We start from the raw sequence: 26,548 nt of genomic DNA on the forward strand, positions 1-26,548 counted from the left end.
AACATCAATTGGGTGTCAGCTTATTGCGGTCTGGGGGCCAGGGATATCCCCTGGGCTTTCCCCATGCCGTCACGGAATGAGCACCGTACTCCCCACCGTTTCCCCTGCCTCGATCGCGCGGTGCGCATCCGCCGCATCGGTCAGCGCAAAGCTCTGCCCGATCTCCGGCGTGATTGCGCCCTTCTCCAGCATCGCGAAGACACGCGCGATCAGGCGGCGTTTGTCCTGCGCCGACACGGCATAATCGAACAGCGTCGGGCGCGTGACGAACAACGATCCCTTGGACGCCAATATGCCCAGATTCACCCCGTCGACCGGGCCAGAGGCATTGCCGAAGCTGACCACCAACCCGCGCCGTGCCGCGCTGTCGAGCGAGGCCTGCCACGTCGCCTTGCCCACGCCGTCCAGTACGACCGGCACGCCCGCCCCGCCGCTGATGTCGCGCACCCGCGCGGCCACATCCTCCTGCCGGTTGAGGATGACATGGTCCGCCCCGGCTTCCCGAGCGCGCGCCGCCTTCGCCTCGCTGCCGACCGTGGCGATCACGCTCGCGCCGATCGCCTTCAGCCAGCCGACCGCCAGATGCCCGACGCCACCCGCCGCCGCATGGACCAGCACGGTCCAGCCCGACTGGACCTCGGCGCAATCCTCGATCAGGAAGGCGGTGGTCGCGCCTTTCAGCAGGATCGCCGCAGCCGTTCGGTCATCGACGCTATCGGGCAGCGGCACCAGCAGATCGGTGGAGACATTGCGCGCGGTCGCATAGGCACCCCGCGCCGGGCCGAACACGCCGACCCGGTCGCCGACCGCAAAGTCGGTGACACCTTCGCCCACCGCCTCGACCACGCCCGCCGCCTCGGACCCCAGCCCGCCGGGCAGATCGATCGGATAGAGTCCGCTGCGGTGATAGGTGTCGATATAGTTCAGCCCGACCGCATGATGCCGCATCCGCACCTCGCCCGCGCCGGGGGGCGGCAGTTCGGCCTCACGCCATTCGATGACCTCGGGCCCGCCGGTCCGGGCGATGAAGGCGGTCTTTTCCATGCGATGCTCCTGTTCGGTTGCGCGCGGCAACGCCTCAATAGTCCTTGGATATCCGAACGTTCACGCTCTGCCGCCCCAGTGTCGATATGCTGGAGAGCAGCGAGAGCCAGCGGGTCACCTGGAACTCGACCTGAGTGGCCGAGTAACCCTGCCCATCGGTGATGATCTCCGCATAGAGCCGCCGGGTGATATACTTCCCCGCCGCGACGGAGGTGGCGCGCCCCTGTTGCACATCGGCGGGCAGGACACGCAGCCGGTCGAGCCCCGCCGCACGTCGCACCGCGTTGATCGGGTTCAACCCGCCGCCACCATCCTGCAACGCCGCTACTGCCGCCGCCAGTTGCAGAGCCTCGGGCGCGGACAGGCTGGCGATCGACGTCCCGAACAGCAGGCGCGACAAAAGCTCGTCATTGGGCAAGGCGGGCGTGCTGGAGAAGCCGATCTCGGGTTTCAGCGCGGTGCCCGTGACGCGGATCGAAGCGCTCAGGCCTTGGACATTGGCATTGGCCGCAATGTCGAGCGCGGGGTTGGCGGGCACTTCGCCGCCGAAGCGAATCACGCCGCGCGCCAGATCGAAGTCGCGTCCGGCAAAGTCGTAATCGCCGCGGATCAGCGTGGCCTGGCCGGTGATCGCCGGATTGTCGGGCGCGCCGCCGATCTTCAACTCCGCCGACCATTCGCTGTTCAGTCCTAGGCCGGAGACCATCAGTCCATTGGGCGCCCGCGCGCGGATCGCCAGCGTCCATGGCTTGCGGGGCGTGTCGTCTTCTTCCCCGCCGCCGGGAATGTTGATCTCGCGGATGTTGAGTTGCGGCACCGCCGTCGCCGCCGTGGCGCGACCCAGGCGATAGCGGCTGCGGTTCAGCACCACATCGCCCGCGATCGTGCCGCCAGCCCCGTCCGAATGAAAGGTCAACGGCCCCGTCACCGTCGCGCCGATATCGTCGCGCGCGATCATCGTCGCATTGCTCGCCTGGAGCGACAGGTCGAGGCCGACGCCGTTGGCGGCGGCGAATTCGAACTGGCCGGTCCCGCTGACCCGGCCGTCGCGCCCTGCCTGTGCCGCGAAGCGATCGATGACCAGCCGCGATCCGCCGAACCGGCCGCTGGCCTGAACATCGGTCAGGACGGTACCGGTGGTGCCGCTTTCGATCCGCGCTCCGATCGCTTTCACCGCGCCGCGAATGACGGGCTGGTTCAGCGACCCGCTGACGTCCGCGCCGATGGCGACGGGGCCGGACAGGTCGAACATCTCCACGCCGGTCAGCCGCCACAATGTATCGGCGGGCCCGGCATAGCGAAGCTGCGCGATCAGCCGCCCCGCCTGCATCCGGCTGACCCAATCGCCTTCGGCGGTCGGGACGATCAGGGCCTGCGCCCGTCCGATGATCCGCCCGCCCGACGCCATGACGGCGCGAACGCCCAGCCGGTCGGCGGACAGGACCCCTGCCACGCCCATGTCGATCGGACGCGAGGTCAGGACCAGCCCGGCGCGGGTCAGTCCCCGGATCGTCAGGTCGATCTTGCCCGTCGGCGCGCCCGCCCCCTGCCGCACGACCAGCGTCCCCGTCGCGCTGCCGCCCAGCCCCAACCCCGGATAGCCGATGTCGAGTACGGTCAGCGGCATTCGGGTCAGGCTGGCCTGTACCTCCGTTCCGTCCGGGTCCAGCCGCCCCGCCAGCTTCGCCTCGCCGCCCGCGAAGCTCAACCGGGTCGGTGCCAGCACCCAGCCATCGCCGTCGCGCGTCACGATGGCGGGCGACAGGAATTGGAGCGGGCGGCGGTCGAGTGTCCCTTGCGCCGTCACGGCGAAACGGTCCGGCGCGACCTGGGTCACCGTCTGGATCGAGAAGGCACGACCGCGCGATCCGGATATACCGACACGAACCTCGCCGGTGCCACCACGCAGTTTGGCTGTCCCGCCCATCTGGGCGATGTTGAAGGCGCCGTGCCGCAGCCCCTGCGCATTGGCCGTCCCCTCGACCGAGGCCCCGGCGGGATCGAGCAGCGCGATCAGGTCCAGCCGCCCCTGGCGAACGGCGATGCCCGAAATCTGTGCCTGGCGCGCGGCGAGGTGGGTCTCGATCCGCTGCACCTCCCCCACCGGCCGGAACAGCAGCTCGCCCGACAGGCCGCCGCCTGCCACGCCCAGGCGACCGGCAAAGCCGCCCTGCACGACGGTCAGCGCCCCGGTTGCGCGAGTACCCGCGACGTCGAGCGAATTGATCTGGACGACCGCATCCTGTCCCCTGGGCAACAGGATCGCGCCCGCCGCCTGGAACGGCCCAAGGCGCGATCCCCCGGCGGCGCGGAACGCATATCCCTGATCGGTCGGGTCCAGATGCGCGCGCACATCGCGCAGGCCCAGCGCGGCGTTGGGCACGGTCAGGACCAGATCCAAAACGGGGCGCTCGATATGCCCATCCAGCACGAGCTGGACCGGGCCATAGCTTTTCTGCCGACCACCGCCGACGAAGCGGAAGGTGCCGTCTTTCCGTCGTATCGCCTCGCCGTTCAGGCGGATGTCGGGTCCGGTCAGGACCAGGCGATGAAAGTGGAACACCCCATCCGCCCCGCGTTCCAGATCGGTGGTCAGATGCGGCAATCCCCCCGCCAGCGAGCGGAGAAAGGCGTTGTCGAACCGCCGAACCTGCGCTTCTCCCCGCCCGACGATGCGCGTCCCATGACCATTTGCGCCCGGAACCGCGGTCAGGCGCGACCGGACATCGACGATGCCGAGGCCGGGTATCAGGTACCGCTGCAACGCGCCGTCCAGCCCGAGATCGTAACGGCCGTTGGTCAGGTCGATACGCAGGTTCAGCCGCCCCGCCAGCTTGTCGGAGCGCAGCGCCAAGCCCTGGCCCACAATCTCGCGCTTGGTGATGCGCAGATTGCCCGCCACCGACAGGCGGTGAAGGATGCCGCCCGCCGCTTCACCCACCCCCGTCACGCGCTGTGCCGTGAAGCGTACCGGCAGCGTCAGCGGCCAGCCCCCGGCAAGCTGCCCCTTGCCGACCGCCGCCGCCTGCTCGAAGCCGGTTCGGTCGAACGCAAAACGGTTCGCCGCCATGCGATAATCGAACGCCGCCCGCTCGAACGCGCCGTCCAGCCGCAAAGTCAGCGCGATCGCCTGTCCGCTCATATTGGCGAACAGCGCTTCGGGTCGAAGCAGGCTGGCATCGATGCGCACCCGCTCGAACCGGCGCTGGCCCAAATCGACCAGCCCCCGTGTGCGCAGGCGCAAGGCCGGGGAGCGCAGCACCAGCGCGCCGCTCAGCCGCCGGTCGGCGAAATCCCCCTGCCCCGCGACGACGACACGCGGGCTGGTCAGTCGCTGCAAGCGACCATGCAGGACCAGCGAAGGTGCGACCTCCCCCGACACGGCATAGCGACCCGATTGCGCCGAAAGCGACAGATCGACTGCCCGCGCCGATCCGATTGCCCCCTGCGCGCGGCCCGCCCAACGCGACCAGCGCCCCGCCCCCGCGACGCTTAGCGACACCGGCGCCCTCACGCCTGCCATCCTGGCAAGAAGGCCATCGCGCCGTCCCCGGGCCTCGACCGCCAGGTCGAACCGGTCATGGTCGGGCCGCGCATCCAGCTTCAGGCGCAACCGGTCGCTTCCCGCCACCGCGCCGTTCACGGCCACCAGCGCGTGTCCGTCGCGAATATCCGCCTGTGCATCGACACGGGCCACCCGCACTTGGCCCAATACTGGCTTGGCGAGGATCAGACGCTGAAGATGCAGCCGGTCGATCCGGATGTCGAAATCGGGCAGGATCGGGCTTTGCCGCCCCGTCTTCCGGGTGCGCGGCACATGGTAGAGCGTCGCCAGCGGGGCCTCGGCCCGGCGAATGTCCAGGGTTCCGCGTGCCCAGTTCAGCGGCCGCCAGTCTAGCCGTGCGCGGGGTATCTGTACCAGCAGGCCGTCAAGGTCATAGACGCGCACATCGACCAGCCGCATGTCGGAATAGACCGATCCGTCGATCCGCCCGACCGAGAAGCGCAACCCCGTCTCGGTCCTGATCGCGCCGATCCGGTCCGCGACCCAGCGATGCCCGATCGAGGTATCGACGATCATCAACGCGGCCGCCACGATCGCCACCAGCGACGCCAGCGCGATCCCCAGGATCCGCCACCAGCGGATGCCCCGGCGCGGCGGCGTGGACGGCGCCTGTTCGGGCGCGATCGGTCCTTCCTCGCTCAAAATGCCTGTCCCAGCGAGACATAGACGGCGACCCGACTATCCCCGCGCTGCGGATTGAGCGGCGTGCCTACGTCGAGGCGGATCGGCCCGAAATTGGAATAGTAACGCACGCCCAGCCCGGTGCCGAAGCGTAGTCCGGTCAGGCGCGGCAAAGGCGAGGTGGAGATATTGCCCGCATCCAGAAACGGCACGACGCCGAAATTGCCGAACGTGCGCACCCGCGCCTCGATCGAGAATTCCGCCAGACTGCGCCCGCCGATCGGATCGTTATTGGCATCGCGCGGCCCGATCGCCTGGAAACCATAGCCACGCACCGACGCCCCGCCGCCCGCATAGAAACGCCGCGACGGCGCGATCTGGTCGCGCGGCGCCCCCAATATGGTGCCCAGCCGGGTCCGCGCCGCCAGCACCACCCGATCGCCGAACGGGTGATAGAGGCTGGCATCGATCTGCGTGCGCGCATAGCCGAAGGCGCTGCCCTGCAACGACAATTCGGGGCTAAATCGGCCGCCCAGCCGGAAACCGCGCGTCGGGTTCAGCAGGTCGTCCGACCCATCGTAATTCAGGCTCGTCGGCAGTGCGCCGATGAAGAAGGTGCGCCGTCGCGGTTCGCCCGTCGCCTCGATCACATCGCGTTCGTCCGACGTCAGCAACTCGGCCCCCAGCGACCAGGTCCAGGTCTTCTGAAAGAAGATATTGGTCTGCCGCTCCAGACTGCCCGACAGCGACAGCGTCTTGGCCTCATAGGCGTCGCGAAGGATGTGCGCGGCGGAGAATTGCGCGTTCAATATGCGGTCGCGGCCATTGAAATTGTTGCGGCGGAAGACGACCGCGCCCAGTTGCTCGCGCGTGCCCAGCACGCTGCGCAGTGTCAGCGCGCCTTCGGGTGGGAACAGGTTGCGATCGGTCCAGTTGATCGCCGCCCGCGCGCCTTCGCCCGTACCGTAACCCAGTTCGCCCGCGATGGTATGCGGCGGTGCGGGCTCCAGCGCGACCGCGATGTCGACCGTCTCCGGCGTGTCGCCCGGCACCGGCTTTACCTCGACCGAGGAGACCAGTCCGGTCTGCACCAGCGCGCGGCGGAGATCGTCCAGCCCAGCGGAGTCATAGGGCTGGCCTGGCTTGAAGCGGGCAATGTCCTGGACATGGTTGGCATCGAACAGCCGATCGTTCGCCATGACGATCCGGCCATAGCGCCGCGCCGAGCCCGGATCGACGGTCATGTCCAGCGTCGCGGTCCGTGCCGCGCGGTCGACGACGATCTGTGGCTCGCCCAGCTTGGCAAAGGGGAACCCCGCCTCGCCCACCGCGGCTTTCAGCGACGCCTCGGCCGCCACGATGGTGTCGGCGTCGACCGGATCGCCCGGCTTGATCCCGAACGCCTCTTCCAGCGGCGCGGCCTGGCGCCCCGCCGCCTGAACGCCCGCCAGCGTGACGTCGGCGAAGCGATAGAGATTGCCGGGCACCGCCTGCAACACCATGGTCGGCTCGTCGCCGGGCTCGATCCGGGTAGAGACCTGCGCGTCATAATAGCCCGCCCCGCGCAACAGGCTGATCAACAACGCCGAATCCTCGCGCGCGCGCCGGTCGAGCTGGGCCGCATTGGCAGGCTCGCCGTCATTGGCGTCGAGCGAGGAGAGCTGTTCGAAACGCTGCCGCACCAGCGCGCCCGCGCCCTCGATCCCCTCGACCCGCCAGCGATAGCGGCGCTCGGCGGCGGCATCGACGGTCGCCGCCATGGCCCCGGCCGGGTCGCCCGGCGCCTGCGCCAGATCGGGCCAGGCGACGCCGATCTCGGGCAAGGGCGCCAGCGGCGCGGTGGGATCGAGCATCGTCGGATCGTCGGCATCTGTCGCGGGTTGGGTCCCGGTCTGCGGGCTCGTCTGCACCGTCGTCTGCGCGGGTGCAGACGACGCAGGTGACGGGACCAGCGTCTGCGCCACCGCACGGCCAGCCCAGCCCGTGCCGCCAAAACCCATTGCGAAGACTATGATAGCGACCGAGCGGCACGGCCGCCCGACGCGGACCATCATGCCTGATCCCTAGCCGTGCGCAGGCATTTGCAACACCCCAAAGCGCCATCAACCGACCAGATTTGCCATGCCGGTCGTCGCGAAACCCCAAACCCTGCGCCCGTCATCGCCGGGATGTCAGTGGACGGTCCCGAACGCCTCTTCGATGGAGAGCAGGCCGATCAGCCGCTCGATCTGGCGCCAGCGACAGAAATGAATGTGATTGCCCATGTCGCGACTATGCCCCGCCCGCGCGGCGGCTTCGTCGCCCGCCGATTCGCCGAAGGTCTCGATCAGTTCGGCGGCCGTCTCGACGTCGGTCCCACTCACAAAGGGAACAACCTCCATTTCGCCGCCGCGATCACGCATGAACATCCTGGCCCCTACCCCCGGAAAGAGCGGCTGCCCTAAGCCCGGGATATGAAATTTGCCACCCCCCGAAATGGTTAATGCACCATATGGTGTGTTTTCCGGTTTTTGCGGCGGCTGGCTTAGCCTCGTCCGGCGTGGCAGGACTTGGGGCATGACCGACCACCCGCCACCCCGCCCGCCGCGCAGCACCTCTCCCGCAGGCGGATTCTTCATCGCGCTCGGCGTGGTCGCAGGCATCGTCGCTGGCCTGGCGACGGGACAAGTCACGGTCGGCGTCCTGATCGGCCTGGCGCTGGGCATCGTCGTCGCGCTGCTCCTGTGGTGGCGCGGGCGCTAGGGCCGCGGTCCCGTCAGTTCGGCAAGCGCATTTGCCATGCGACGCGCCCGATGACCGTGATCGGCCCGTCGGGCACCGGTGGTGCAGCGGGATTGTCACTGGTCGCGACCAGCCCCTCCCGGACTGAACGGACACGCTTGACCATCAGCGCGTCCCCGACCCGGATGACATAGAGCCCACCCCGCGCGGTCGGGCGGGTGTCGTTCTGGTCGACCACCAGATGATCGCCGTCCATCAGGCCCGGTGCCATCGAGTCGCCCCGGACCCGGATGACCGAGGCGCCGCCGTCGCTCAGTCCCAGCCGGCGGGCGAGTTGGCGGTCGATCGCCTCGACGCCGACCATCACCTCGTCATCGACGGTCGCGCCCGGCCCCGCCGATGCCGCCACCGCCAGCCGCCGGACCAGCATCGGCCCCGTCGCCGTCGAACCACCCAATTGCGTTTCGGGCACACCGAAGAACTCGGCAAGCTGCCGCCGGTCTCCCTCGGCCAGAACGCGCGGCGTTCCCCGCTGCACGAATTGCTGAAGATAGGCGTCGTTCCGCCCCAGCATCCGCGACAGCGCCGCGAGACTGACCCCGGCCTTTGCCGCAAGCTCCTGCAAAACCGCCCTGATTTCCGTTCCCGACATGCTGTCGAATATAGGCATAGGATTTTTCCTAGACAAGTTGGAAATCAGAACAGATCATGAACGCCATCAAAGAATCGGGCAATGGGAGAATGTCCATGGAATTGTTGGGAGTGATCGAACGCTATCTGAAGGACAGCCAGATGCCGGAGACCAAATTCGGGCGGCTGGCGGTCAACGACCCCCGGCTGGTCAGCGACCTGCGCAAGGGGCGCGAGCCGGGATCGGAGATGATTCGACGCGTCACCCGCTTCATCGCGGGTCGCTCCGCATGAGCGCGCTCGCCCCTGCCGCGGACCGGTCGGATTCTATCCGCCCCGGCCGACCGCCGCTCCGCCGCCCGACCGATCGCGGCGAACGACTGGCCCGCGCGCTGATGGCGCACGCAGCGCGGGCGGGATGCACCGTCCTGCTGACCGTCGCTACGGTTGAGCCCTGGTCGTCGGCGACGTTCAGCGGTTCGGTAATTGCCCTCTCGCTCGCGGCCGCGCCGGGGCCTGCACTATCGGCCTGGCTCCGGGATTTGCCGGAAAGCGACATTCCGCTGGGCCGCGACCTGGTGGCCGACATAGCGGTGGAGCGCGTCGACGGTGGATGGTGCCTGCGCGTCCTGCTCTGCCTGGACGCGGCCAATGGGTGACGCGACCGTCAGTGGGCGGACAAGCAAATATCATTTAATGCTTGATATGTTGTAACACTACTGTACTCGACAGGGCTTCACATGTCGGAGCCCTGTCTTGTTCAAGTCCGTTCTGTTGTCCGGCCTTTCGGCCACCGCGCTCGTCAGCCTGCTCGCCGCCCCCGCCACCGCGCAGACCGCGCCGTCATCGGCCAACCGGGGTCGCGAGATCGTGGTGACCGCGCCGGTGCAGCAGTCCGAGACCGACGTGTTGTCGGGCACCTCGATCGTGACCGGTGACGAATTGCAGCGGTCGATCCGTCCAACCATCGGCGAGACGCTGGCGCGCCAGCCGGGCGTATCCGCGACCTCGTTCGGCCCCAATGCCTCGCGCCCGGTGCTGCGTGGTTTCCAGGGTGAGCGTATCCGCGTGCTGACCGACGGCATCGGTTCGATCGACGTGTCGAACACCAGTGTCGATCACGCGGTCGTCATCAACCCGCTGCTCGCCGACCGGGTCGAGGTCCTCCGCGGCCCCTCCGCCCTGTTGTTCGGCTCATCGGCGGTGGGCGGCGTGGTCAATGTGATCGACACGCGCATCCCGCGCTCGGTGCCGGAGCAGGGCTATCGCCTGTCGGGCATCGCCTCCTATGGCTCGGCCGCGACCGAACGCTCGGTGGCGGGCGCCACCGATGTCGCAGTCGGCAAGCAGTTCGTGCTGCACGCCGACGGCTCCTATCTGAAGACCGACGATCTGAAGATCGGCGGCTATGTCCTGTCCCCCCGCGCCCGTGCCGAGGCGCAGGCATCGGCGCAGCAGGCCCCCAACGATCCGCTCGACTTCGCCAGCGTCGCCAATCTGCGCGGTCGCCTGCCCAATACGGCCAGCGAAACCTGGACGGCGGGCGTCGGCGGATCGCTGATCACCGACACCGGGTCACTGGGCATCGCCTATAGCCATTATGACAGCCTGTACGGCGTGCCGATCCGCTACAGCCTGACCCCCGGCGGAGAAGAGCCCGAGGCGCCGCGCCTCAGCCTCGTCCAGAATCGTCTCGACCTGCGCGGCGAGATCGAGACGGGCGGCGGCTTCCTCGATCGCATTCGCTTGCGCGCAGGCGCGGCGCAATATCGCCACTTCGAGCTGGAAGAAGATGGCGAGGTCGGCACGGCCTTCTACAACAAGGGGATCGAAAGCCGTCTGGAACTGGTCCAGTCCAAGCGCGGCGGATGGCAGGGCGCATCGGGCGTCCAGTTCCTGAACCGCGACTTCGACGTGCGCGGGGACGAGGCGTTCCTGCCGCGCAACAACACGGCGCAGGTCGGTCTGTTCACTCTGCAACAGCTGGATCGCGGCGCGGTCAAGATGGAGGCGGGCGGCCGGTTCGAGCATACCACGCTGACCGCACGCACCGCCGTGGACGACGACCGCTTCTTCCGGGGCCAGCGCAGCTTCGACGCCTTTTCGGGTTCGATCGGGGCCAGCTATGGCTTCGCGGCCGACTGGCGCGCCGGCCTGAACCTGTCGCGGACCGAGCGCGCGCCGTCCGCCGAGGAACTGTTCGCCAACGGCCCCCATGCCGGGACCGAGGCCTATGAACTCGGCAACCCCGACTTCAAAAAGGAATCGAGCTGGGGCATCGAGGCGACCGTCCATGGTCATGGCGAAGGTTATAGCTTCGACGCTTCGGCCTATTACAACCGCTTCTCCAACTATATCTATGACGCGCTGGTCGCCCAGGGGCCGTGCGAAGCCGCGGCGGCGCCATCGGGTCGCGAGGTAGACCTGCCCTGCTTCCAATATGCCCAGGCCGACGCACGCTATTACGGCATCGAGGCGGAAGGTTCGCTCCGTCTTGCCACGATCGGGGCGTATGCGATCAACGCGGACCTGCTGGGCGATTACGTCCATGCCCAGATCATCGGCACGGGCCCCGCGCCGCGCATCCCGCCGCTCCGCCTGCTCGGCGGACTCGAGGCGCAGTCGGACAGCGTGAACGCTCGGGTCGAGGTGGAGCGCAGCTTCAAGCAGACCCGCGTGCTGGGTCTGGAAACGCCGACCGACGGGTTCACCCTGGTCAACGCCTCGGTGCAGTTGAAGCCCTGGGGCGCGCTGAACCCGACCACGCTCACTTTGTCGGCGAACAACATCTTCGACGTCGATGCGCGCCGCCATGCCAGCGTGCTGAAGGACTTCGCCCCGCTGGCGGGTCGCGACCTCCGCGCCACGCTGAGCTTCAAGCTGTAAGCGGTGCCCGCCCCTTCCCGCATCGGCGGGAAGGGGCCGACATGCCCGATCGGCTTGCGTCACGAAGCATCGATGATAGCCTTGCCGCCTTATCATCGGGGGATTGAAAATGGCATGGTGGCGATGGATCGGTGCGGCGTTGCTCGTGGGATGCGCAAGCGCCGCGTCGGCCAAGGATGGCGAGCCCTGTCCCAAGAATCTGATCTGCGCCAGCGCGCCCGAAACGGTCGGCGGCGCGATGATCCGTGCCGGTTATCAGGGGCTGATCGATACGGACAATGAAGGCGATCCGATGATCGTCAGCGCCGCCGCGGGCTATAAGTTCAACATCCTCTTCTACGACTGCGAAGCGCATAGGCAATGCGCCTCGCTGCAATTCTCGATGCGGGTGACCCCGTCCAAGCCGCGCGACCTGGCGTTCGTTAACAAGTGGAACAGCGAGAAGCGCCTTGCCCAGATGGCGCTGACCAAGGACGGCGACCTGCGGCTGACCCATGACATGACGACGATCGGCGGCGTCACCCACGCCAATTTCTCCGATACGGTCGAATGGTGGTCGAGCGTGTTGGGCAATATCGACGCCTTCCTGACCGCCAATCCATCGGCGGCTCCGGCCGATGCCACGGCTCCCGCTGGCACGACGGCGAAGCGAAGCTCCTGACCCGCTGCCGGGGGTGGACAAAGCCCCCGGCCTTCGGGAGAAGCGGGGCATAAGGAGAGATACCGATGTCCCGAATGGGCAAGTTCGACTGGGCGGATCCGTTCCTGCTCGACGACCAATTGACCGATGACGAGCGCATGATCCGCGATACCGCGCGCGCCTATGCCGACGATCGGCTGGCCCCGCGCATTATCGAGGCGTTCGCGCAGGAGCATACCGATCCCGATATCTTCCGCGAGATGGGCGCGCTCGGCCTGCTCGGCCCGACCATCCCGGAGGAGTTCGGCGGGGTCGGGGCATCCTATGTCGCGTACGGCCTGATCGCGCGCGAGGTGGAACGGATCGACAGCGGCTACCGCTCGATGATGAGCGTGCAGTCAAGCCTCGTCATGTATCCGATCCATGCCTATGGCTCGGACGAACAGAGGCGCCATTATCTGCCGAAATTGGCGAGCGGCGAATGGATTGGCTGTTTCGGCCTGACCGAACCCGATGCGGGGTCCGATCCAGGCGGGATGCGCACCACCGCGAAGAAGGTCGACGGTGGCTATGTCCTGTCCGGCGCCAAGACCTGGATCTCCAATTCGCCGATCGCCGATGTTTTCGTCGTCTGGGCCAAGTCGGAGGCGCATGGGGGAGCGATCCGCGGCTTCGTGCTGGAAAAAGGCATGAAGGGGTTGAGCGCGCCGAAGATCGACAACAAGCTGTCCCTGCGCGCCTCGATCACCGGCATGGTGATGATGGACGATGTCGCGGTCGGCGAAGACGCGCTGCTGCCGCATGTCGAGGGATTGAAGGGGCCGTTCGGCTGTCTCAACCGCGCGCGCTACGGGATCAGCTGGGGTGCGATGGGGGCGGCGGAATTCTGTTTCCATGCCGCGCGCCAATATGGTCTCGACCGCAAGCAGTTCGGACGGCCTTTGGCGGCGACACAGCTTTACCAGAAGAAGCTGGCGGATATGGACACCGAAATCGCGCTGGGGTTGCAGGCGTCGTTGCGCGTCGGGCGGCTGATGGACGAGGGGCGGTTCGCGCCCGAGATGATCTCGATCGTCAAGCGCAACAATGTCGGCAAGGCCTTGGACATCGCCCGCGCCGCCCGCGACATGCATGGCGGCAACGGCATTTCGGGCGAGTATCAGGTGATGCGCCACATGCTGAACCTGGAGACCGTCAACACCTATGAAGGTGCGCACGACGTCCACGCGCTGATCCTGGGCCGCGCGATCACGGGGATCGCGGCGTTTTGAGGTCCTTCGCCATCCTTCCCTCCCCAGCCGAGCCTGGGGAGGATTGAGATGACGAAACCCGCCCCCCTCGCCGGGTTGAAGGTCGTCGAACTCGCTCGCATCCTTGCCGGTCCCTGGGCGGGTCAGGTGCTGGCCGATCTCGGTGCGGAGGTGACGAAGGTCGAAAGTCCCGAGGGTGACGATACCCGCCGATGGGGACCGCCCTTCGTCACCAATCCCGACGGCAGCCGCGACGCCGCCTATTTCCATGCGGCCAATCGCGGCAAGGCGTCGGTCGTCGCCGACTTCGCCACCCCCGAGGGACAGCAGATGGTGCGCGACCTGATCGCGGACGCCGATGTGGTGATCGAGAATTTCAAGCTGGGCGGCCTGACCCGCTACGGCCTGGATTATGCCAGCCTCTCCGCGATCAATCCGCGCCTCGTCTATTGCTCGATCACCGGCTTCGGCCAAGACGGGCCCTATACGGCGCGCGCAGGCTACGACTTCATCGTGCAGGGAATGAGCGGGATCATGGACCTGACCGGCGAGCCATCGGGCCCGCCGCAGAAGATCGGGGTGGCGCTGGCCGACATCATGACCGGCCTGTATGCCGTCATCGCGATCCAGGCTGCGCTTCACATGCGCGAGCGGACCGGGCGGGGGCAGCAGATCGACATGGCCCTCCTCGACACGATGACGGGCGTACTCGCCAACCAGGCGATGAACTATCTGGCTTCGGGCGTGACCCCGACCCGGCTGGGCAATGCGCATCCCAATATCGTACCCTATGCCGCTTTCCCGGCCAGCGATGGGTGGTTCATCCTGGCGGTGGGCAATGATGCGCAGTTCCGGCGCTTTGCCGCACTGGTCGAAATCGACGGCGCCGATCCGCACTATGCCACCAACGCCTTGCGGTGCGAACACCGCGCCGAACTGACCCCGGTGATCGAGGCGGCGACCGTCCGCTGGCGCCGCGACGACCTGCTCGCCGCGCTGGAGGCCGCAGGCATTCCAGCGGGGCCGATCAACAGCGTCGAGCAAGCCTTTGCCGATCCGCAGATCGTGGCGCGCGGCCTCGCCATTCGGCCGCAGCGGCCCGACGGCTCGACCGTGCCAGGGGTGCGGACCCCGATCCGATTTTCCGATGCGGGCCTGGTCCTCGACCGCGCCGCGCCGATGCTGAATGACCGGGATGGGCGGCATGATGAGCGGTCCGATTGAGGGGCTCGGCCGGATCGCGTAGGGCAAAGCCGCGATGACCAGCCTGACCGTCAACAACCAGCCCGTTCGCTATCGCCTGCCCGCCGACACGCCTCTGCTCTGGGCGCTGCGCGATGCGTCCAACCTGACCGGCACCAAATATGGCTGCGGCACGGGCGATTGCGGGGCCTGCACGGTCGATGTCGATGGCCGGGCGGTGCGAAGCTGCCAGGTTCCGATCGGCCGGATCGAAGGAAGTGTCGTCACCACCATCGAGGGGCTGTCGCGCGACCGCTCGCATCCCGTACAACAGGCGTTCTTCGCCGCCAATGTCAGTCAGTGCGGATATTGCATCCCCGGCATGGTGATGGCCGCCGCCGTGCTGATCCAGCACAATCCCGACCCGTCGGAGGAGGTGATCCGCACCGGCATCACCAATATCTGCCGCTGCGGCATCTACCCCCGGCTGGTCGAGGCGATCCAGCGCGCCGCACGGGCCGCTCGCGGTGAGGAGACGATCCCCGCCGCCCCGCTGCCCGGCACCGATCCCGCCGATGCGGCGCGCGTCGTGCCTGCACTGACAGCCATAGCCACCCCGCGCGACGAGCCATGAGGAATCGATTCTTTCGGATAGCTGACAAAGAGGTTCAGCGTCCGCTCAACGCGCATGGGGCAGAGTTCATCGCATCATAGGGGTCGGCTCGTGCGCCGGCACATGGGGTTGGACGAGATGAACAGGCATTGGATGGCGGCTTTGCTGGCGGCGACCGCGATGGTGTCGGGTGCGATGCCCGCCATCGCGCGCGCTCAGCAGATGATCGACCAGGGCCCCCGCGCCCGGCCCGAAGGCGGGCCAGGGCGCGGGGGTCCGGGGCGCGGTGGCCCGGATGGGCCAGGCGGTCGGGGCGGTCCGGGCGGCCCGGCCGGTCGACTGGAACGTAGCGAAGGCCGGCCGATCTTCAACGATCGCGCGGCGTTTCCCGAGAATCGCCCCGCCTTCCGCCCCGACCATGCCGAGGCGCCACGTCCTCAGCAACCGCCCCCCCCTCCCGCACCCCGCGACCGTGGCGAGTGGGGCCCGCGCGGGGATATTGACCGCGGCCCGCGGCCGGGGCCCGCGCCCGACCAGATTCGCCCGGATCGCGGCGGGCCCGGCGGCGTACGAGTCGATCGCGGCTGGCGCAACGATCGCGGCCCAGGCTGGCGCGACCCGGCTTGGCGCGACCCTGGCCAGGACCAGCGCTGGCGCGACGAAGCGCGTCGCCAGCGCGAGGATCGCAACCGGTGGGGCCGCAACTATAATGACTGGCGCGATCATTCCGACCAGTCCTATGGCTTTGCCGAGCGGCGCGCCTGGGCGAACCAGTGGAATCGCAGCTGGCGTCGCGACCGGCGCTATGACTGGCTGGAATGGCGTTCGCTAAACCGTGGGGCCTATCACCTGCCCCGCTATTACGCGCCCTTTGGCGGCTATGGTTACCAGCGTTTTTCCAGCGGGGTGATCATCGACCCGGAATTTTTCGGGCAGAGCTACTGGCTGGACGATCCCTATAGCTACCGCCTGCCGCCCGCTTATGGCTCCTATCGCTGGGTCCGCTATTATAACGACGCGATATTGGTCGATCTGCGTAGCGGGCTGGTCGTCGACGTCGTCTACGACATCTTCTGGTGATGCTTGCGGGAGGGGGGCTTGGCTGCCCCCCTCCCCTCTATCCTCTTGTCTTTGTCCGCGGATCGTCACACATCCCGTCCATGTCGTTCTTCTCGAGGAAGCCGAAGGGCAATCCCGCCGCCTCTCCCCTCCGTGCGCAATTCGCGGTGAGCGTCGCCGAGCATCTCGACGCCCATCCGGCGGTCACCCGCGTGACGAGCGATCTGGCGCAGATCTACTATCATCCCGATTTTCTGACGCCCGATCAGTGCGACAAGCTGATGGCGATGATCGATTCCAATCGGCGGCCATCCACCCTACTCTCCGACCGGCCCGATTACGGCTTTCGCACGTCGGAAAGCTGCGACATGGCACGCTGGTCGCCCGATGTGCAGCCGATCGACGAATCGATCGCGGCGCTGCTCGGCATCTCGCCCGAACAGGGGGAGACGATGCAGGGCCAGCGTTACGCCCCCGGCCAGCAATTCCGCGCGCATCACGATTATTTCCACGAGAGCGAAAGCTATTGGGAAAAAGTCCGCGTCCATGGCGGACAGCGGACCTGGACCGCGATGATCTACCTCAACGACGTGCCGGAAGGCGGCGCGACCTGGTTTCCGCAGGCGGGCATCCGCGTCGCCCCGCGCCGCGGCCTGCTGCTCGCCTGGAACAATATGAAACGGGACGGCAGCCCCAATGAAATGACCCTTCACGAAGGGATGCCGGTGGTCGAGGGCACCAAATACGTCATCACCAAATGGTTTCGCGAAGGCAATTGGGTCCCCGCCGACTAAGGGCGGGCGCAGCGTCGCCCCCTTGTCCCGACTCTGCCGCGCATGGCATGGCGTTCGCGTGACGTTCTCCCTTCCGATATTCCGTTCATGACCGAGGTTCTCGGCATCGCCCAGTCGATCCTGGGACAACCCTGGCGCTGGCGTGCCTTGGCCGCCGACGCGCGGGACGGCATGGCGCATGACGATCTGGTCGCGCAGTTGCTGCTCGCGCGCGGCTGTCCCCCCGACGCCGTGGAGGCGCATCGCCTGCCCTCGATCCGGGGGTTCATGCCCGACCCCTCGATCTTTCGCGACATGGACCGCGCCGCCGATCGCCTCGCCGATGCGGTGATCGCAAATGAAGCGGTGGCGATTTTCGGCGATTACGACGTCGACGGCGCGACCTCGGCGGCGGTGATGGTGCGGCTGCTTCGCGACCTGGGGCTGACCCCGCGCGCCTATATCCCCGACCGGATGACCGAGGGCTATGGTCCGACCGAGGCGGCGCTGCTCCGACTTCAAGCGGAGGGGGCGACGCTGATCGTCACGGTCGATTGCGGCGCGCAGGCGTTTGAGCCGCTCGCCGCCGCGCACGCCGCCGGGATCGAAGTCATGGTCGTCGATCACCACAAATGCGCGACCGAACTGCCCCGTGCCCATGCCGTGGTGAACCCGAACCGGCTGGACGAGACCGAAGGCGCGGCGCACGGCCATCTTGCGGCGGTGGGCGTGTGCTTCCTCCTGGGGGCGGCGCTGATCCGCACCTTGCGGGCGCGGGGCTTTTTCGCCGATCGCCCCGAACCGCGCTTGCTCGACCTGCTCGATCTGGTGGCGCTGGGGACGGTTGCCGATGTCGCTCCGCTTCGCGGTCTCAATCGCGCGTTCGTAGCGCAGGGACTGAAGGTCATGGCGCAGCGTCGCAATATCGGCCTGGTCGCGCTGACCGAGGCGGCGCGACTTACCCGCACCCCGACCTGCACCGATCTGGGCTTTGCACTGGGCCCGCGCATCAATGCGGGCGGGCGCGTCGGCCGGGCCGATCTGGGCGTTCGGCTGCTCACGACCGACGACCCCGCCGAGGCGCGCGCGATCGCGGAGGAACTCAACCATTTCAACGACGAACGCCGCGCGATCGAGGCGGGAGTCCAGGCGGTGGCCGAAAACGGCGTCGACCGGAACCGGCAGGTGGCGGTGGTTTCCGGCGAAGGCTGGCATCCCGGCGTCATCGGCATCGTCGCGGGGCGGCTCAAGGAAAAGCTCGATCGCCCCGCCATTGTCATCGCGGTGGACGAGAACGGCATCGGCAAGGGCTCGGGCCGCTCGATCAGCGGCGTCGATCTCGGCGCGGCGATCCTGGCGGCCAAGGAACATGGCCTGCTGATTGCGGGCGGCGGTCATGCGATGGCGGCAGGCTTGACAGTCGAAGCGGCCCGTATCGCCGAACTCGCCGATTTTCTGGAACAGCGACTGGCGGAGGCGGTGGTTCGTGCCAGCGCCGGACGCGCGCTGCTGGTCGATGCCGTGCTGGCCCCCGGCGGCGTCAATCCGGCGCTGGTCGGGGCGATGGATGCCGGCGGGCCTTATGGCATGGGCTGGCCCGCCCCACGCGTGGCGGCGGGCCCGTTCCGCGTCATCCGCGCGGATCTGGTCGGCACCCATCACGTCCGCGCGATCGTGGCCGGACCCGACGGACGCAGCCTGAAGGCCATGGCCTTCCGCCAAGCCGATACCGCACTGGGCCAGGCGCTGCTGGGCGCGGGGAGCAGTCGTCGCCTATGGCTCGCTGGCCGCGCCAAGGTGGACGACTGGTCGGGCCGCGACGTCGCCGAACTCCATGTCGAGGACGCGGCATGGGCGGACTAAAAAAAGCCCTTGACCCAATCCCCACCCTCCCTTAGAGGCCCCTCCACGCCACCCGGCGGCCCCTTCGTCTAGCGGTTAGGACGCGGCCCTTTCACGGCTGAAACACGGGTTCGATTCCCGTAGGGGTCACCAGCACCCGCCAGAATGGCGGATTTGCGCGGTTTAGGCGGTCTTCATGGACGCTTTACCCATCCTTGTGTACAAAGGATGCGTACAAAGTGATCCGTATGGCCAGTCCCTTCAAAGATTTTCGCACTGGCATCGTCTAGTTCCGACGGATCATCACCGCCGCGCACCGGCCGTTCTTCGACGGCCCGTCGAGCGAGTATAAGCGAACGCCCAACACGCGACATGCTGCTCAGGCGCGACAAATCTACGCCTATCTGCCGTCGTTTATTAGCAGAAGCTCGAAGCGGGACGACGCAGCCTTGCCAGCAAGCAGCTTCGCTCGGCTCAGACCATGGTCGATGCCTGTCTGAACGGCGTCAGCGAGCAACAGCGACAGGTCACGGCGCAGAAGCGTGCCGCACTCGAACTGGACGCGTTCTGGTATGCGCACAATCTCGTCGATCATGACCCCGGTGCGCGCTATCATTTTGGCAGCCCACCCGACCGGAACAGGCTCCAGAACTTCGGCGACCGCAGGGCCATACTCGAGGCGATCCCGGGTTCAGCCTCCTGCCCTGGCTCGAAACGCTGCAGCTCATGGCCGCCCTGTCCACCTTCGATCCCATCGATTACGCCATCGGCTGCGTTCGACAGCGGTGTCGCCCGCCCGATCGAGCAGGCACTCTACGACGCGATCGGTCGCGCCTCTCTCGACAGACTTTGCGGCGCTTGCGCGCTGAGGACCGATCCGGGCCGCCTGCGCATCCTGCCATCCGCACTCCCGTCAGAACGGCATCAACTTCGCAGTGCATGCTCGCGCCGGGGCAGGCGCCTCGACGCTTCCTACACCGACCATCGCCACGGTCTTCGAGGATTGAGCGATGTTCGAGTTACGCGGCTGTAACTCGTCGACGATTGACGTACGGCCATATGAGTTCCTTCCATTTCGACAAAAGGATCCGGCCGCCTTGAACGACAGGTGAGCATGGCAACGCGGCCAAAACTCGAACGCGCACCATGTTGGCAGTCAATCCACTATATGCTAATGCGAGTGAGTCGCATACATGGATTGTCGTTGTGATGCTGCCTACCCGATGCCCACCGCCCTTCAACCTTCGACCGCTGATGTTCGAAACGTTCGTCTGTTCCATGGCGATGATGGCTTTCGCGGCATTGGCCGGTTCGATCGCGCGGATGACCGGTGTCGCTTCGTGGCAGATCGGAATTGTCATCACTGTAGCGGGGATCGGATGGATGCTCATGGCACGGCCATGGGGGAGGATGAGCGATAAGCTAGGACGGCGGCCGGTTATACTGATAGGGGTCGCAGGGTTCGCCGCCTGCTACGTTGCGATGGCCGCCTTGGTACATGTCGCCATCGCAATGCCATTGTCGCCGGCCATCGTCTTCATCGGCCTTTTGGCAACACGCGGGCTCGCCGGCGGTTTCTACGCCGCCGTTCCGGCGACGAGCGCGGCTCTCGTCGCCGATCACCTGCCGGTCGAGGATCGCGCGAAGGCGATGGCGACGCTCGGCGCTGCAGGCGCTTTCGGCATCGTCATCGGTCCGGCCACCGTTGGTTTACTTGCCACAGCAGGGCTGGTTTTGCCGCTGATCCTGATTGGCATCCTGCCCATGATTGGTTGGGTCGTATTATGGCGCATGCTGCCCCGTTACGAACGTCAGCTGCCACCCGCGCCGTCGACACTCCGTCTGTTCGATCCCCGGTTGCGGCACGCCATGACCAGCGCCTTCCTGGCGATGGGTAGCGTCACGATCGCGCAGGTTCTCGTCGGCTTCTACGCGATCGACCGGCTGAAACTGATGCCGATGGAGGGCGCCCGCATCGCGGGGATTGCGCTTGGCTGTGTCGGGGTTGCGTTGATCGCGGCGCAACTCCTGGTTCGCCGGGTCGGCTGGACAGCTAAGCATCTGATCCGTGTTGGAATGTTGGTCGGTGCGGCAGGCTTTGGCGGTGCAGGATTGGCGACGTCTGCCGTACAGCTCTGTGCGGCCTATGCAGTCATTGCCTTTGGCATGGGCTTTGTCTTCCCCTCGGTGCTCGCGCTGGCGACGAGCGCGGTGGCGGCCCACGAACAAGGCGTAGCGGCGGGCACCGTTTCCGCCGTGCAGGGCATGGCCGTGGTCGTAGCTCCCCTGCTCGGCACCGCCTTGTACACCATCGATCCGCGCGCACCCTTCGCGTCGATCGCTATCGGGTTGGCATGCGTATCGCTCGGCAATCTGCGCCGGTCGCCGCTGATGACGAGTTTCGGCGCGTGAGTGCCCCGTTCCGTGGCGAGAATGATCTGGCGCTGAAGCACGATGCCAAGAACAAACCTTATCTGGGAGAAGCGCAATGGTTTTGATGGAACGCATCATCGCACCTATCAGAGACGGCGAACTGACGGTCGTCCGATTACTGCGCTACTATTGCGCGGTGCGGGACAGAAACGGTGACGGTATGAACCTGTCACGGCTGGTCATGTTCGGGCAAAGTCTGACCCTGTTGCCGGCCGGAAGCATCGCCTTGGCGAGTGTGTTCCAACTGGCGGAGGCGGTGCTCAAGCGGAAGCTTGTGACGGAATCCTGCTCTTCACGCTGCCTGAGTTGTGACGAGCGCGCGGTCATTCGCCTTTTGTCCAGCCCGGGAAAAGCGTCTTTCTGCAATTGCGATACCGAAGCGCCGCATGGGTTGCACGGGGCATTGCACTGCGCGGTGCTGAGCGTACGCCAGCTATGCGGCGAGGTCGTCACGGCCACGTCGCACGCGACGAGAGTTGACGGAGACAAGTCTCCCTTCGCAACCCCTGCTTTGGCCTGATCGCCATGCTCCAGCTCTACCGCTATCTCGATCGGCTGGTGGAAGAACTTCCGCAGGACGATGCTTTCACGCTGTACGCCATCCGTGATTGGGTCGCGGCCATCCGTTCCGGGCGCTGCGCACAGGTGACGTTGCGCGGCCGATTTGTCGCGAGGCAGATCGATGCCGCCCTGCTCGCCTTTCAATGCGCGATGACCTTGGTGGATCGACATGGCCATGGCACGATGCGGTTCGCGCCGCCATATTATCACGGCGTCGGCGATGACGAAGCCAGGATATTGACCCTGTTCTCCGTTGCCCGCGTCGAGGGCGCGAGCCTGATGCGCATCGCAACCAGCCTCGTCTCGGACGACATGGCATCCCAACTCGCCGGCGCTGCCACCAAATTCGGTTCCGCGCTGCGCATACGCACCTGATCATGAAAGGGAAGCATCATGAGGCATGATCCCGTGCCGCGTTCCCAAGTCTCCCCGCTTGCGCTCAAGCACCCCGTCGTTCGCAGGATACATGGCGAACTGGTCACTGAAGCGGCCCTGCAGGCGAGGATACTGGACGATTGGTTGATCGGCCAACTCAGCCCGCTGGGTTAGATGTCCGGTGTTCGATCGGCAGGACCTGGGCAGTCAGTGCTCGAATGCGGTAATGATCGGGCATGGATCCAAACCTGATGCATCACATGCCGACGATAGATGGGAAAGCGCGGCACGCGCGGCCTGCATCTCGGCAATGCGAACATCAAGCGCGGCCAACCGGGCATCGGCCATCGCACGTATACGCGATTTGTCATCTATCGCATCCAGCCTGAGCAGCTGGCCGACCTCATCAAGGGTAAATCCGGCCCGTTGCGCGGCCCGGATGAAACGCAACCGACCAAGCTCCGCATCGCCATAGCGACGGATACCGCCCGACCTTCCCGTCCCTTCACCGCGCCGGGGGATGTCGAGCAGCCCCCGCCGTTGGTAGAATCGAACGGTCTCCACACCGACGCCACCTGCGCGAGCTAAACCTGCGATCGTCATATTCACATGCTTGACTCCGTACCACGGTACGGAAGCTATACTCCCCGGCGATGACGGAGAAGCAATAATGAACTCTACCAAAAGCGCCGCGCTGTACCGTATGGCGCTACCCGGACATATGTGCCCGTTTGGGCTGAAGGCCCGCGACGTCTTGCGGCGGGGGGGCTACGCGGTCGACGATCATCTGTTGTCGTCCCGCGCGGAAGTCGATGCGTTCAAGGCCGAACACGGGGTGTCGACGACGCCGCAAGTCTTCATCGATGGACAGCGTATCGGCGGCTATTCCGACCTGCGTCGCTTTCTGGGCAAGCGCGTCGCGGATCCGGACGCGACGAGCTATCGTCCTGTCATCGCCGTTTTCGCGATGACGGCGTTGATGGCGATGTCGGCCGGTATCGCCGTCGATGGTACGCCCTTGTCGATCCGCGTGGCCGAGTGGTTCGTCGCCTTCTCGATGTGCGTGCTGGCGATGCTGAAGCTGCAGGATGTCGAGCGCTTCTCGTCGATGTTCCTGAACTATGACCTGCTCGCGCGACGCTGGGTGCCCTATGCCTATATCTATCCTTATGCCGAAGGCCTGGCCGGCGTACTGATGGCGGCCGGAATTTTGAGATGGGTTTCCGTGCCCGTCGCTCTGACGATCGGGTCGATCGGCGCGGTGTCGGTGCTGAAAGCAGTGTATATCGAACGTCGCACCCTGAAATGCGCGTGCGTCGGTGGCAGCACCAAAGTGCCGCTCGGCTTTCTGTCGTTGACCGAAAATGTCCTGATGATCGCCATGGCGATCTGGATGGTGACCGGCGGGGGGCACTGACATGTCACACGAGGTCGGTGTTTCATCACCGAATGCTGGGCAGGCCGCCGACTGGAACGGCCGCAACGGCGAGCACTGGGTTATGCATCAGGTCCGGCTCGACCGGATGTTGCGATCGTTCGGCACGGCAGCGATCGAGGCGGCGGCACCGGCGGTAGGCGAGCATATCCTCGACATCGGTTGTGGCGCGGGTGCGACCAGTATCGCGCTCGCCAGATATGTCGGGCCGACCGGACATGTGCGGGGTATCGACATTTCCGAACTCCTTATCGCTCGCGCTTGCGCTGTGGCGCCGCACGGACTGCCGCTTGAGTTCCAACTTGCGGATGCGGCGACCGCCGATCTTGGAAATGGTGCCTATGATCTCCTGTTCTCCCGCCTCGGCGTCATGTTCTTCGACGATCCGGTGTCCGCCTTTGCCCGATTGCGGACCGCTTTGCGTCGGGATGGAAGGCTGGCATTCGTCTGCTGGCGTCAGGCGTCGGAGAATGACTGGGTCCGCCTGCCACTGCGCGCCATTGCTGATATTGTACCGTCCCCTCCCCCGCCGGATCCGGAAGCGCCCGGCCCCTTCTCGTTCGGTGACCCGGCAAGGGTGACGCGTATTCTCCGACAGGCAGGCTTCACAGCCATCACGCTGACGCCATTCGACCGGATCATTCCCTTTGGCCGGGGTGAAACACGTGCGCAGGCGGTGGACGATGGGCTCGCGCTTGCATTCGATGTCGGTCCGCTCGCACGCGCATTGCAGGATCAACCCGAAGAGGTTCGGACACGAGCGGCCGATGCCGTGCGTGCAGCCCTGGCCGCCCTGCCTGGCCGGCGCGCCAATCTGATCCGTGGCACGGCGTGGATCGTGACGGCGGGAAATTCGGGTCGCTCGTTTTGATGTTGGTGCGCGCCTCATTGGCCGGCAGCGGCATATCCGGCCCGTGAGACCCGCATAAGCCAGCGTGTCAATGGAGATAGCCGATGCCGCCATTCCCCTCCCCCCGGCATATGCCTCTTCAAACCAGCACTGCCGCCAATTTGCTCTATCCGCACCGGCCGATCACAAGCTTCCTGCGACGGTGACGAAGGTCTTGGGCAGTTCGTCGCAGGCAAGGGCAACTCTTCGCCCGTTGCGGAACGTCCGCGCGCTCGCCGACGCGGGGTGTTCCGCAACGGCCACGGAGTCCTCGGCTCTTCAGCTTTGAGGTAGTAGAACCAGTGCCGGATCGCAAAGCAGTGACAGAAATTGCCGGTCAGATCATAAGGCGGTTTTTTGCCGACATCGGCCACTCCCACCCCTGAATGGAGCAATGTTGCGAATCTATCGCAACTCTAATAGGCACGCCGCCATGTCGACGAACGCGATCGTCCTGTCCCGCCTGCTAGTGACCGAGCGTGCCACGCTGATACGGTGGATCAGTCGAATCATCGGCAACGAACCGACAGCGGAAGACATCACCCAGGCGCTGTATTTTCGGGTTCAGACAGTCAAGGACGTTCCACCGATCCGCAATAAGCGGTCGTTCCTGTTTCGACTGGCTTCGAATCTGGCACTCGACCAACTCCGCTCGATGCGCCGGCATGACAGGCTGTTCGCCGCCGCCGATGACGTGTCGCACATGGCCGACGCCACACCCGATATCGAAGCCCATCTGCTCGATCGCGAGAAGCTGCGCTGCATCGCCGCGACGGTGGACCATATGCCAGCACGCTGTCGTCAGGTTTTCGTCTTGGTACGGCTGGATGGATTGAGCGTGGCCGACACGGCGAATCGTCTCGGCATCAGCCACGACATGGTTCGCAAGCACCTGCGACACGGTTTGCAACTATGCCAACGCGCGATCGCGGACGACGAAACCATATAGGCGAGTGATGGGCGACCTATCCCCTATCGTGGCTCGGGCGTTTTGCATAAGGATAAGGTCGATGGCGGAACTGGAACGTCGATGAACGATCCCGAACGGGGCGGGCCGCCGACCGATACCGCCGATGTGGCGGCGTATTGGGTAACGCTGGTCAATACCGGCCCATTGACCCCCAATGAACAGTCGGCCTTCGAACGCTGGCTGGCGACCGATCCGCGAAACCGCCAGACCTTTGCGGAAATGGAGGATGTCTGGCAGCGAATGGGTGCGGTCCGGGATACCCCCGTGTTACGTGCTGGCATTCCCGCGCACGCCGCCCCGCACGGCCGTGGCCCGCACAACCGGCGGCGTCCGTTGACAGCGATTGCGGTGGCGGCGAGCCTGGCATTGGTTGCGATCGGCACCGTGCAGGACTGGCCCACATGGCTACGCGCGGACGAGCGGACCGCGACCGGGGAGCGACGAACAATTACGTTGGCAGACGGATCGTTGGTCCAGCTCGATACCCAGAGCGCCATCGCCGTGGATTTCAACGCCAACCGGCGGGTGGTTCGGCTATTGGCCGGCAAGGCGGCCTTTTCCGTGGCGCGCGATGCGAAGCGTGTCTTTATCGTGGAAACGGCCGAGGGCTCCGCCACCGCGCTCGGCACCCGTTTCCTGGTGTCCCGAAGCGACATAGGCGCAAACGTGACCGTCACCGAACACACCGTCCGTGTCACCTATCCGGCGCCGGGGGGCGGCGTGCGGCTGGTTCGCCAGGGGCAGAGTGTCAGCTATGGCCCGGACGGCCTGTCCGCCGTTGCCGATGTCGATACGATTACCGCAATGGCGTGGACCGATGGGGTCCTGACCTTCAACAATGCGCCCCTCGAACAGGTCGTGGCCGAGATCGGCCGCTATCATGTCGGCTATGTTCGTGTGATCGGCACGGCACGCCGACTGCGTGTCAGCGGCGTATTCCGCACCGACCGCCCCGTGGCAACGCTTGATCAGTTGCAACGCTCTCTGGGGCTTAAGAGCATCCATCTGACCGAACGACTGATACTGATTTCGGCCTGAACCACAAAAATTGCATTTCCC

25 protein-coding genes and 1 tRNA gene are annotated in these 26,548 nt (G+C 66.2%); 19 read left to right on the forward strand and 7 right to left on the reverse strand.

The window, feature by feature from the left end; translation table 11 throughout:
* Nucleotides 1–69: 69 nt before the first annotated feature.
* The 4 genes from NZL82_RS12370 to NZL82_RS12385 form a co-directional block, all read right to left on the reverse strand.
* Nucleotides 70–1,044, reverse strand: coding sequence for a quinone oxidoreductase (locus NZL82_RS12370; RefSeq protein WP_261270060.1), 975 nt, complete (start codon nt 1,042–1,044; stop codon nt 70–72).
* A gap of 34 nt (nt 1,045–1,078) precedes the next feature.
* Complete coding sequence (locus NZL82_RS12375) at nt 1,079–5,251, reverse strand: translocation/assembly module TamB (protein ID WP_261270061.1); 4,173 nt, start codon at nt 5,249–5,251, stop codon at nt 1,079–1,081.
* Nucleotides 5,248–7,284 carry an autotransporter assembly complex family protein gene (locus tag NZL82_RS12380; protein WP_261270062.1) on the reverse strand — a complete coding sequence of 679 codons (2,037 nt, stop codon included), beginning with the start codon at nt 7,282–7,284 and terminating at the stop codon, nt 5,248–5,250. The genes NZL82_RS12375 and NZL82_RS12380 overlap by 4 nt, the downstream gene beginning before the upstream one ends.
* A 117-nt stretch (nt 7,285–7,401) precedes the next feature.
* Nucleotides 7,402–7,611: a hypothetical protein gene (locus NZL82_RS12385; RefSeq protein WP_261270196.1), complete on the reverse strand. Its 210-nt coding sequence runs from the start codon at nt 7,609–7,611 to the stop codon at nt 7,402–7,404.
* Nucleotides 7,612–7,786: 175 nt separating this feature from the next.
* Between NZL82_RS12385 and NZL82_RS12390 the strand changes: the two genes are divergently transcribed.
* Nucleotides 7,787–7,972: a hypothetical protein gene (locus tag NZL82_RS12390; protein WP_261270063.1), complete on the forward strand. Its 186-nt coding sequence runs from the start codon at nt 7,787–7,789 to the stop codon at nt 7,970–7,972.
* Between the two features lie 13 nt (nt 7,973–7,985).
* Here NZL82_RS12390 and NZL82_RS12395 read toward each other — a convergent pair whose 3' ends face one another.
* Nucleotides 7,986–8,621 carry a S24 family peptidase gene (locus NZL82_RS12395; RefSeq protein WP_261270064.1) on the reverse strand — a complete coding sequence of 212 codons (636 nt, stop codon included), beginning with the start codon at nt 8,619–8,621 and terminating at the stop codon, nt 7,986–7,988.
* A 77-nt stretch (nt 8,622–8,698) separates the two neighbouring features.
* Between NZL82_RS12395 and NZL82_RS12400 the strand changes: the two genes are divergently transcribed.
* The 11 genes from NZL82_RS12400 (at nt 8,699) to NZL82_RS12450 (ending at nt 18,979) form a co-directional block, all read left to right on the forward strand.
* Nucleotides 8,699–8,875: a hypothetical protein gene (locus NZL82_RS12400; RefSeq protein ID WP_261270065.1), complete on the forward strand. Its 177-nt coding sequence runs from the start codon at nt 8,699–8,701 to the stop codon at nt 8,873–8,875.
* Nucleotides 8,872–9,240, forward strand: a complete 369-nt coding sequence (locus NZL82_RS12405; protein ID WP_261270066.1) for a hypothetical protein — start codon at nt 8,872–8,874, stop codon at nt 9,238–9,240. The genes NZL82_RS12400 and NZL82_RS12405 overlap by 4 nt, the downstream gene beginning before the upstream one ends.
* A 97-nt stretch (nt 9,241–9,337) precedes the next feature.
* Nucleotides 9,338–11,467 (forward strand): TonB-dependent receptor, encoded by a 2,130-nt coding sequence (locus tag NZL82_RS12410; protein ID WP_261270067.1) that lies wholly within the window; start codon nt 9,338–9,340, stop codon nt 11,465–11,467.
* A 109-nt stretch (nt 11,468–11,576) separates the two neighbouring features.
* Entirely contained in the window at nt 11,577–12,128 is a 552-nt protein-coding gene (locus tag NZL82_RS12415) for a YbjN domain-containing protein (protein ID WP_261270068.1), read from the forward strand.
* Between the two features lie 65 nt (nt 12,129–12,193).
* A complete protein-coding gene (locus NZL82_RS12420; RefSeq protein WP_261270069.1) occupies nt 12,194–13,378 on the forward strand; it encodes an acyl-CoA dehydrogenase in 1,185 nt (394 codons plus the stop codon).
* A 48-nt stretch (nt 13,379–13,426) separates the two neighbouring features.
* Nucleotides 13,427–14,581, forward strand: a complete 1,155-nt coding sequence (locus NZL82_RS12425) for a CaiB/BaiF CoA-transferase family protein (RefSeq protein WP_261270070.1) — start codon at nt 13,427–13,429, stop codon at nt 14,579–14,581.
* Between the two features lie 34 nt (nt 14,582–14,615).
* A complete protein-coding gene (locus NZL82_RS12430; RefSeq protein ID WP_261270071.1) occupies nt 14,616–15,173 on the forward strand; it encodes a (2Fe-2S)-binding protein in 558 nt (185 codons plus the stop codon).
* Between the two features lie 117 nt (nt 15,174–15,290).
* The gene (locus NZL82_RS12435) at nt 15,291–16,232 is read left to right on the forward strand and encodes an RcnB family protein (protein WP_261270072.1); all 942 of its coding nucleotides are present in this window, start codon (nt 15,291–15,293) and stop codon (nt 16,230–16,232) included.
* An 80-nt stretch (nt 16,233–16,312) separates the two neighbouring features.
* Complete coding sequence (locus NZL82_RS12440) at nt 16,313–17,005, forward strand: 2OG-Fe(II) oxygenase (RefSeq protein ID WP_261270073.1); 693 nt, start codon at nt 16,313–16,315, stop codon at nt 17,003–17,005.
* Nucleotides 17,006–17,092: 87 nt separating this feature from the next.
* Nucleotides 17,093–18,847, forward strand: a complete 1,755-nt coding sequence (gene recJ / locus NZL82_RS12445; protein ID WP_261270074.1) for a single-stranded-DNA-specific exonuclease RecJ — start codon at nt 17,093–17,095, stop codon at nt 18,845–18,847.
* A gap of 57 nt (nt 18,848–18,904) precedes the next feature.
* Nucleotides 18,905–18,979, forward strand: a tRNA-Glu gene (locus NZL82_RS12450).
* A gap of 247 nt (nt 18,980–19,226) precedes the next feature.
* Here NZL82_RS12450 and NZL82_RS12455 read toward each other — a convergent pair.
* Complete coding sequence (locus NZL82_RS12455; protein WP_261270075.1) at nt 19,227–19,421, reverse strand: hypothetical protein; 195 nt, start codon at nt 19,419–19,421, stop codon at nt 19,227–19,229.
* Between the two features lie 551 nt (nt 19,422–19,972).
* Between NZL82_RS12455 and NZL82_RS12460 the strand changes: the two genes are divergently transcribed.
* From NZL82_RS12460 to NZL82_RS12470, 3 genes are all read left to right on the forward strand, one after another.
* A complete protein-coding gene (locus NZL82_RS12460) occupies nt 19,973–21,238 on the forward strand; it encodes an MFS transporter (RefSeq protein ID WP_261270076.1) in 1,266 nt (421 codons plus the stop codon).
* 85 nt (nt 21,239–21,323) lie between these two features.
* Nucleotides 21,324–21,779 (forward strand): hypothetical protein, encoded by a 456-nt coding sequence (locus NZL82_RS12465; protein WP_261270077.1) that lies wholly within the window; start codon nt 21,324–21,326, stop codon nt 21,777–21,779.
* 5 nt (nt 21,780–21,784) lie between these two features.
* Nucleotides 21,785–22,195 carry a hypothetical protein gene (locus tag NZL82_RS12470; protein WP_261270078.1) on the forward strand — a complete coding sequence of 137 codons (411 nt, stop codon included), beginning with the start codon at nt 21,785–21,787 and terminating at the stop codon, nt 22,193–22,195.
* Nucleotides 22,196–22,402: 207 nt separating this feature from the next.
* Here NZL82_RS12470 and NZL82_RS12475 read toward each other — a convergent pair whose 3' ends face one another.
* A complete protein-coding gene (locus NZL82_RS12475; protein WP_405051375.1) occupies nt 22,403–22,798 on the reverse strand; it encodes a MerR family transcriptional regulator in 396 nt (131 codons plus the stop codon).
* Between the two features lie 67 nt (nt 22,799–22,865).
* On the opposite strand from NZL82_RS12475, the gene NZL82_RS12480 reads away from it, so the two are divergent.
* The 4 genes from NZL82_RS12480 (at nt 22,866) to NZL82_RS12495 (ending at nt 26,527) form a co-directional block, all read left to right on the forward strand.
* Nucleotides 22,866–23,612 carry a MauE/DoxX family redox-associated membrane protein gene (locus tag NZL82_RS12480; protein ID WP_261270080.1) on the forward strand — a complete coding sequence of 249 codons (747 nt, stop codon included), beginning with the start codon at nt 22,866–22,868 and terminating at the stop codon, nt 23,610–23,612.
* Nucleotide 23,613: 1 nt separating this feature from the next.
* A complete protein-coding gene (locus tag NZL82_RS12485) occupies nt 23,614–24,501 on the forward strand; it encodes a class I SAM-dependent methyltransferase (RefSeq protein WP_261270081.1) in 888 nt (295 codons plus the stop codon).
* Between the two features lie 451 nt (nt 24,502–24,952).
* Nucleotides 24,953–25,468 carry an RNA polymerase sigma factor gene (locus NZL82_RS12490; RefSeq protein WP_261270082.1) on the forward strand — a complete coding sequence of 172 codons (516 nt, stop codon included), beginning with the start codon at nt 24,953–24,955 and terminating at the stop codon, nt 25,466–25,468.
* 81 nt (nt 25,469–25,549) lie between these two features.
* Entirely contained in the window at nt 25,550–26,527 is a 978-nt protein-coding gene (locus tag NZL82_RS12495; protein WP_261270083.1) for a FecR family protein, read from the forward strand.
* The last annotated feature ends 21 nt before the right edge of the window (nt 26,528–26,548 follow it).

The sequence above is a fragment of the Sphingomonas sp. LC-1 genome (genome assembly GCF_025371035.1).
Taxonomy (GTDB): Bacteria; Pseudomonadota; Alphaproteobacteria; order Sphingomonadales; family Sphingomonadaceae; genus Sphingomonas; species Sphingomonas sanguinis_E.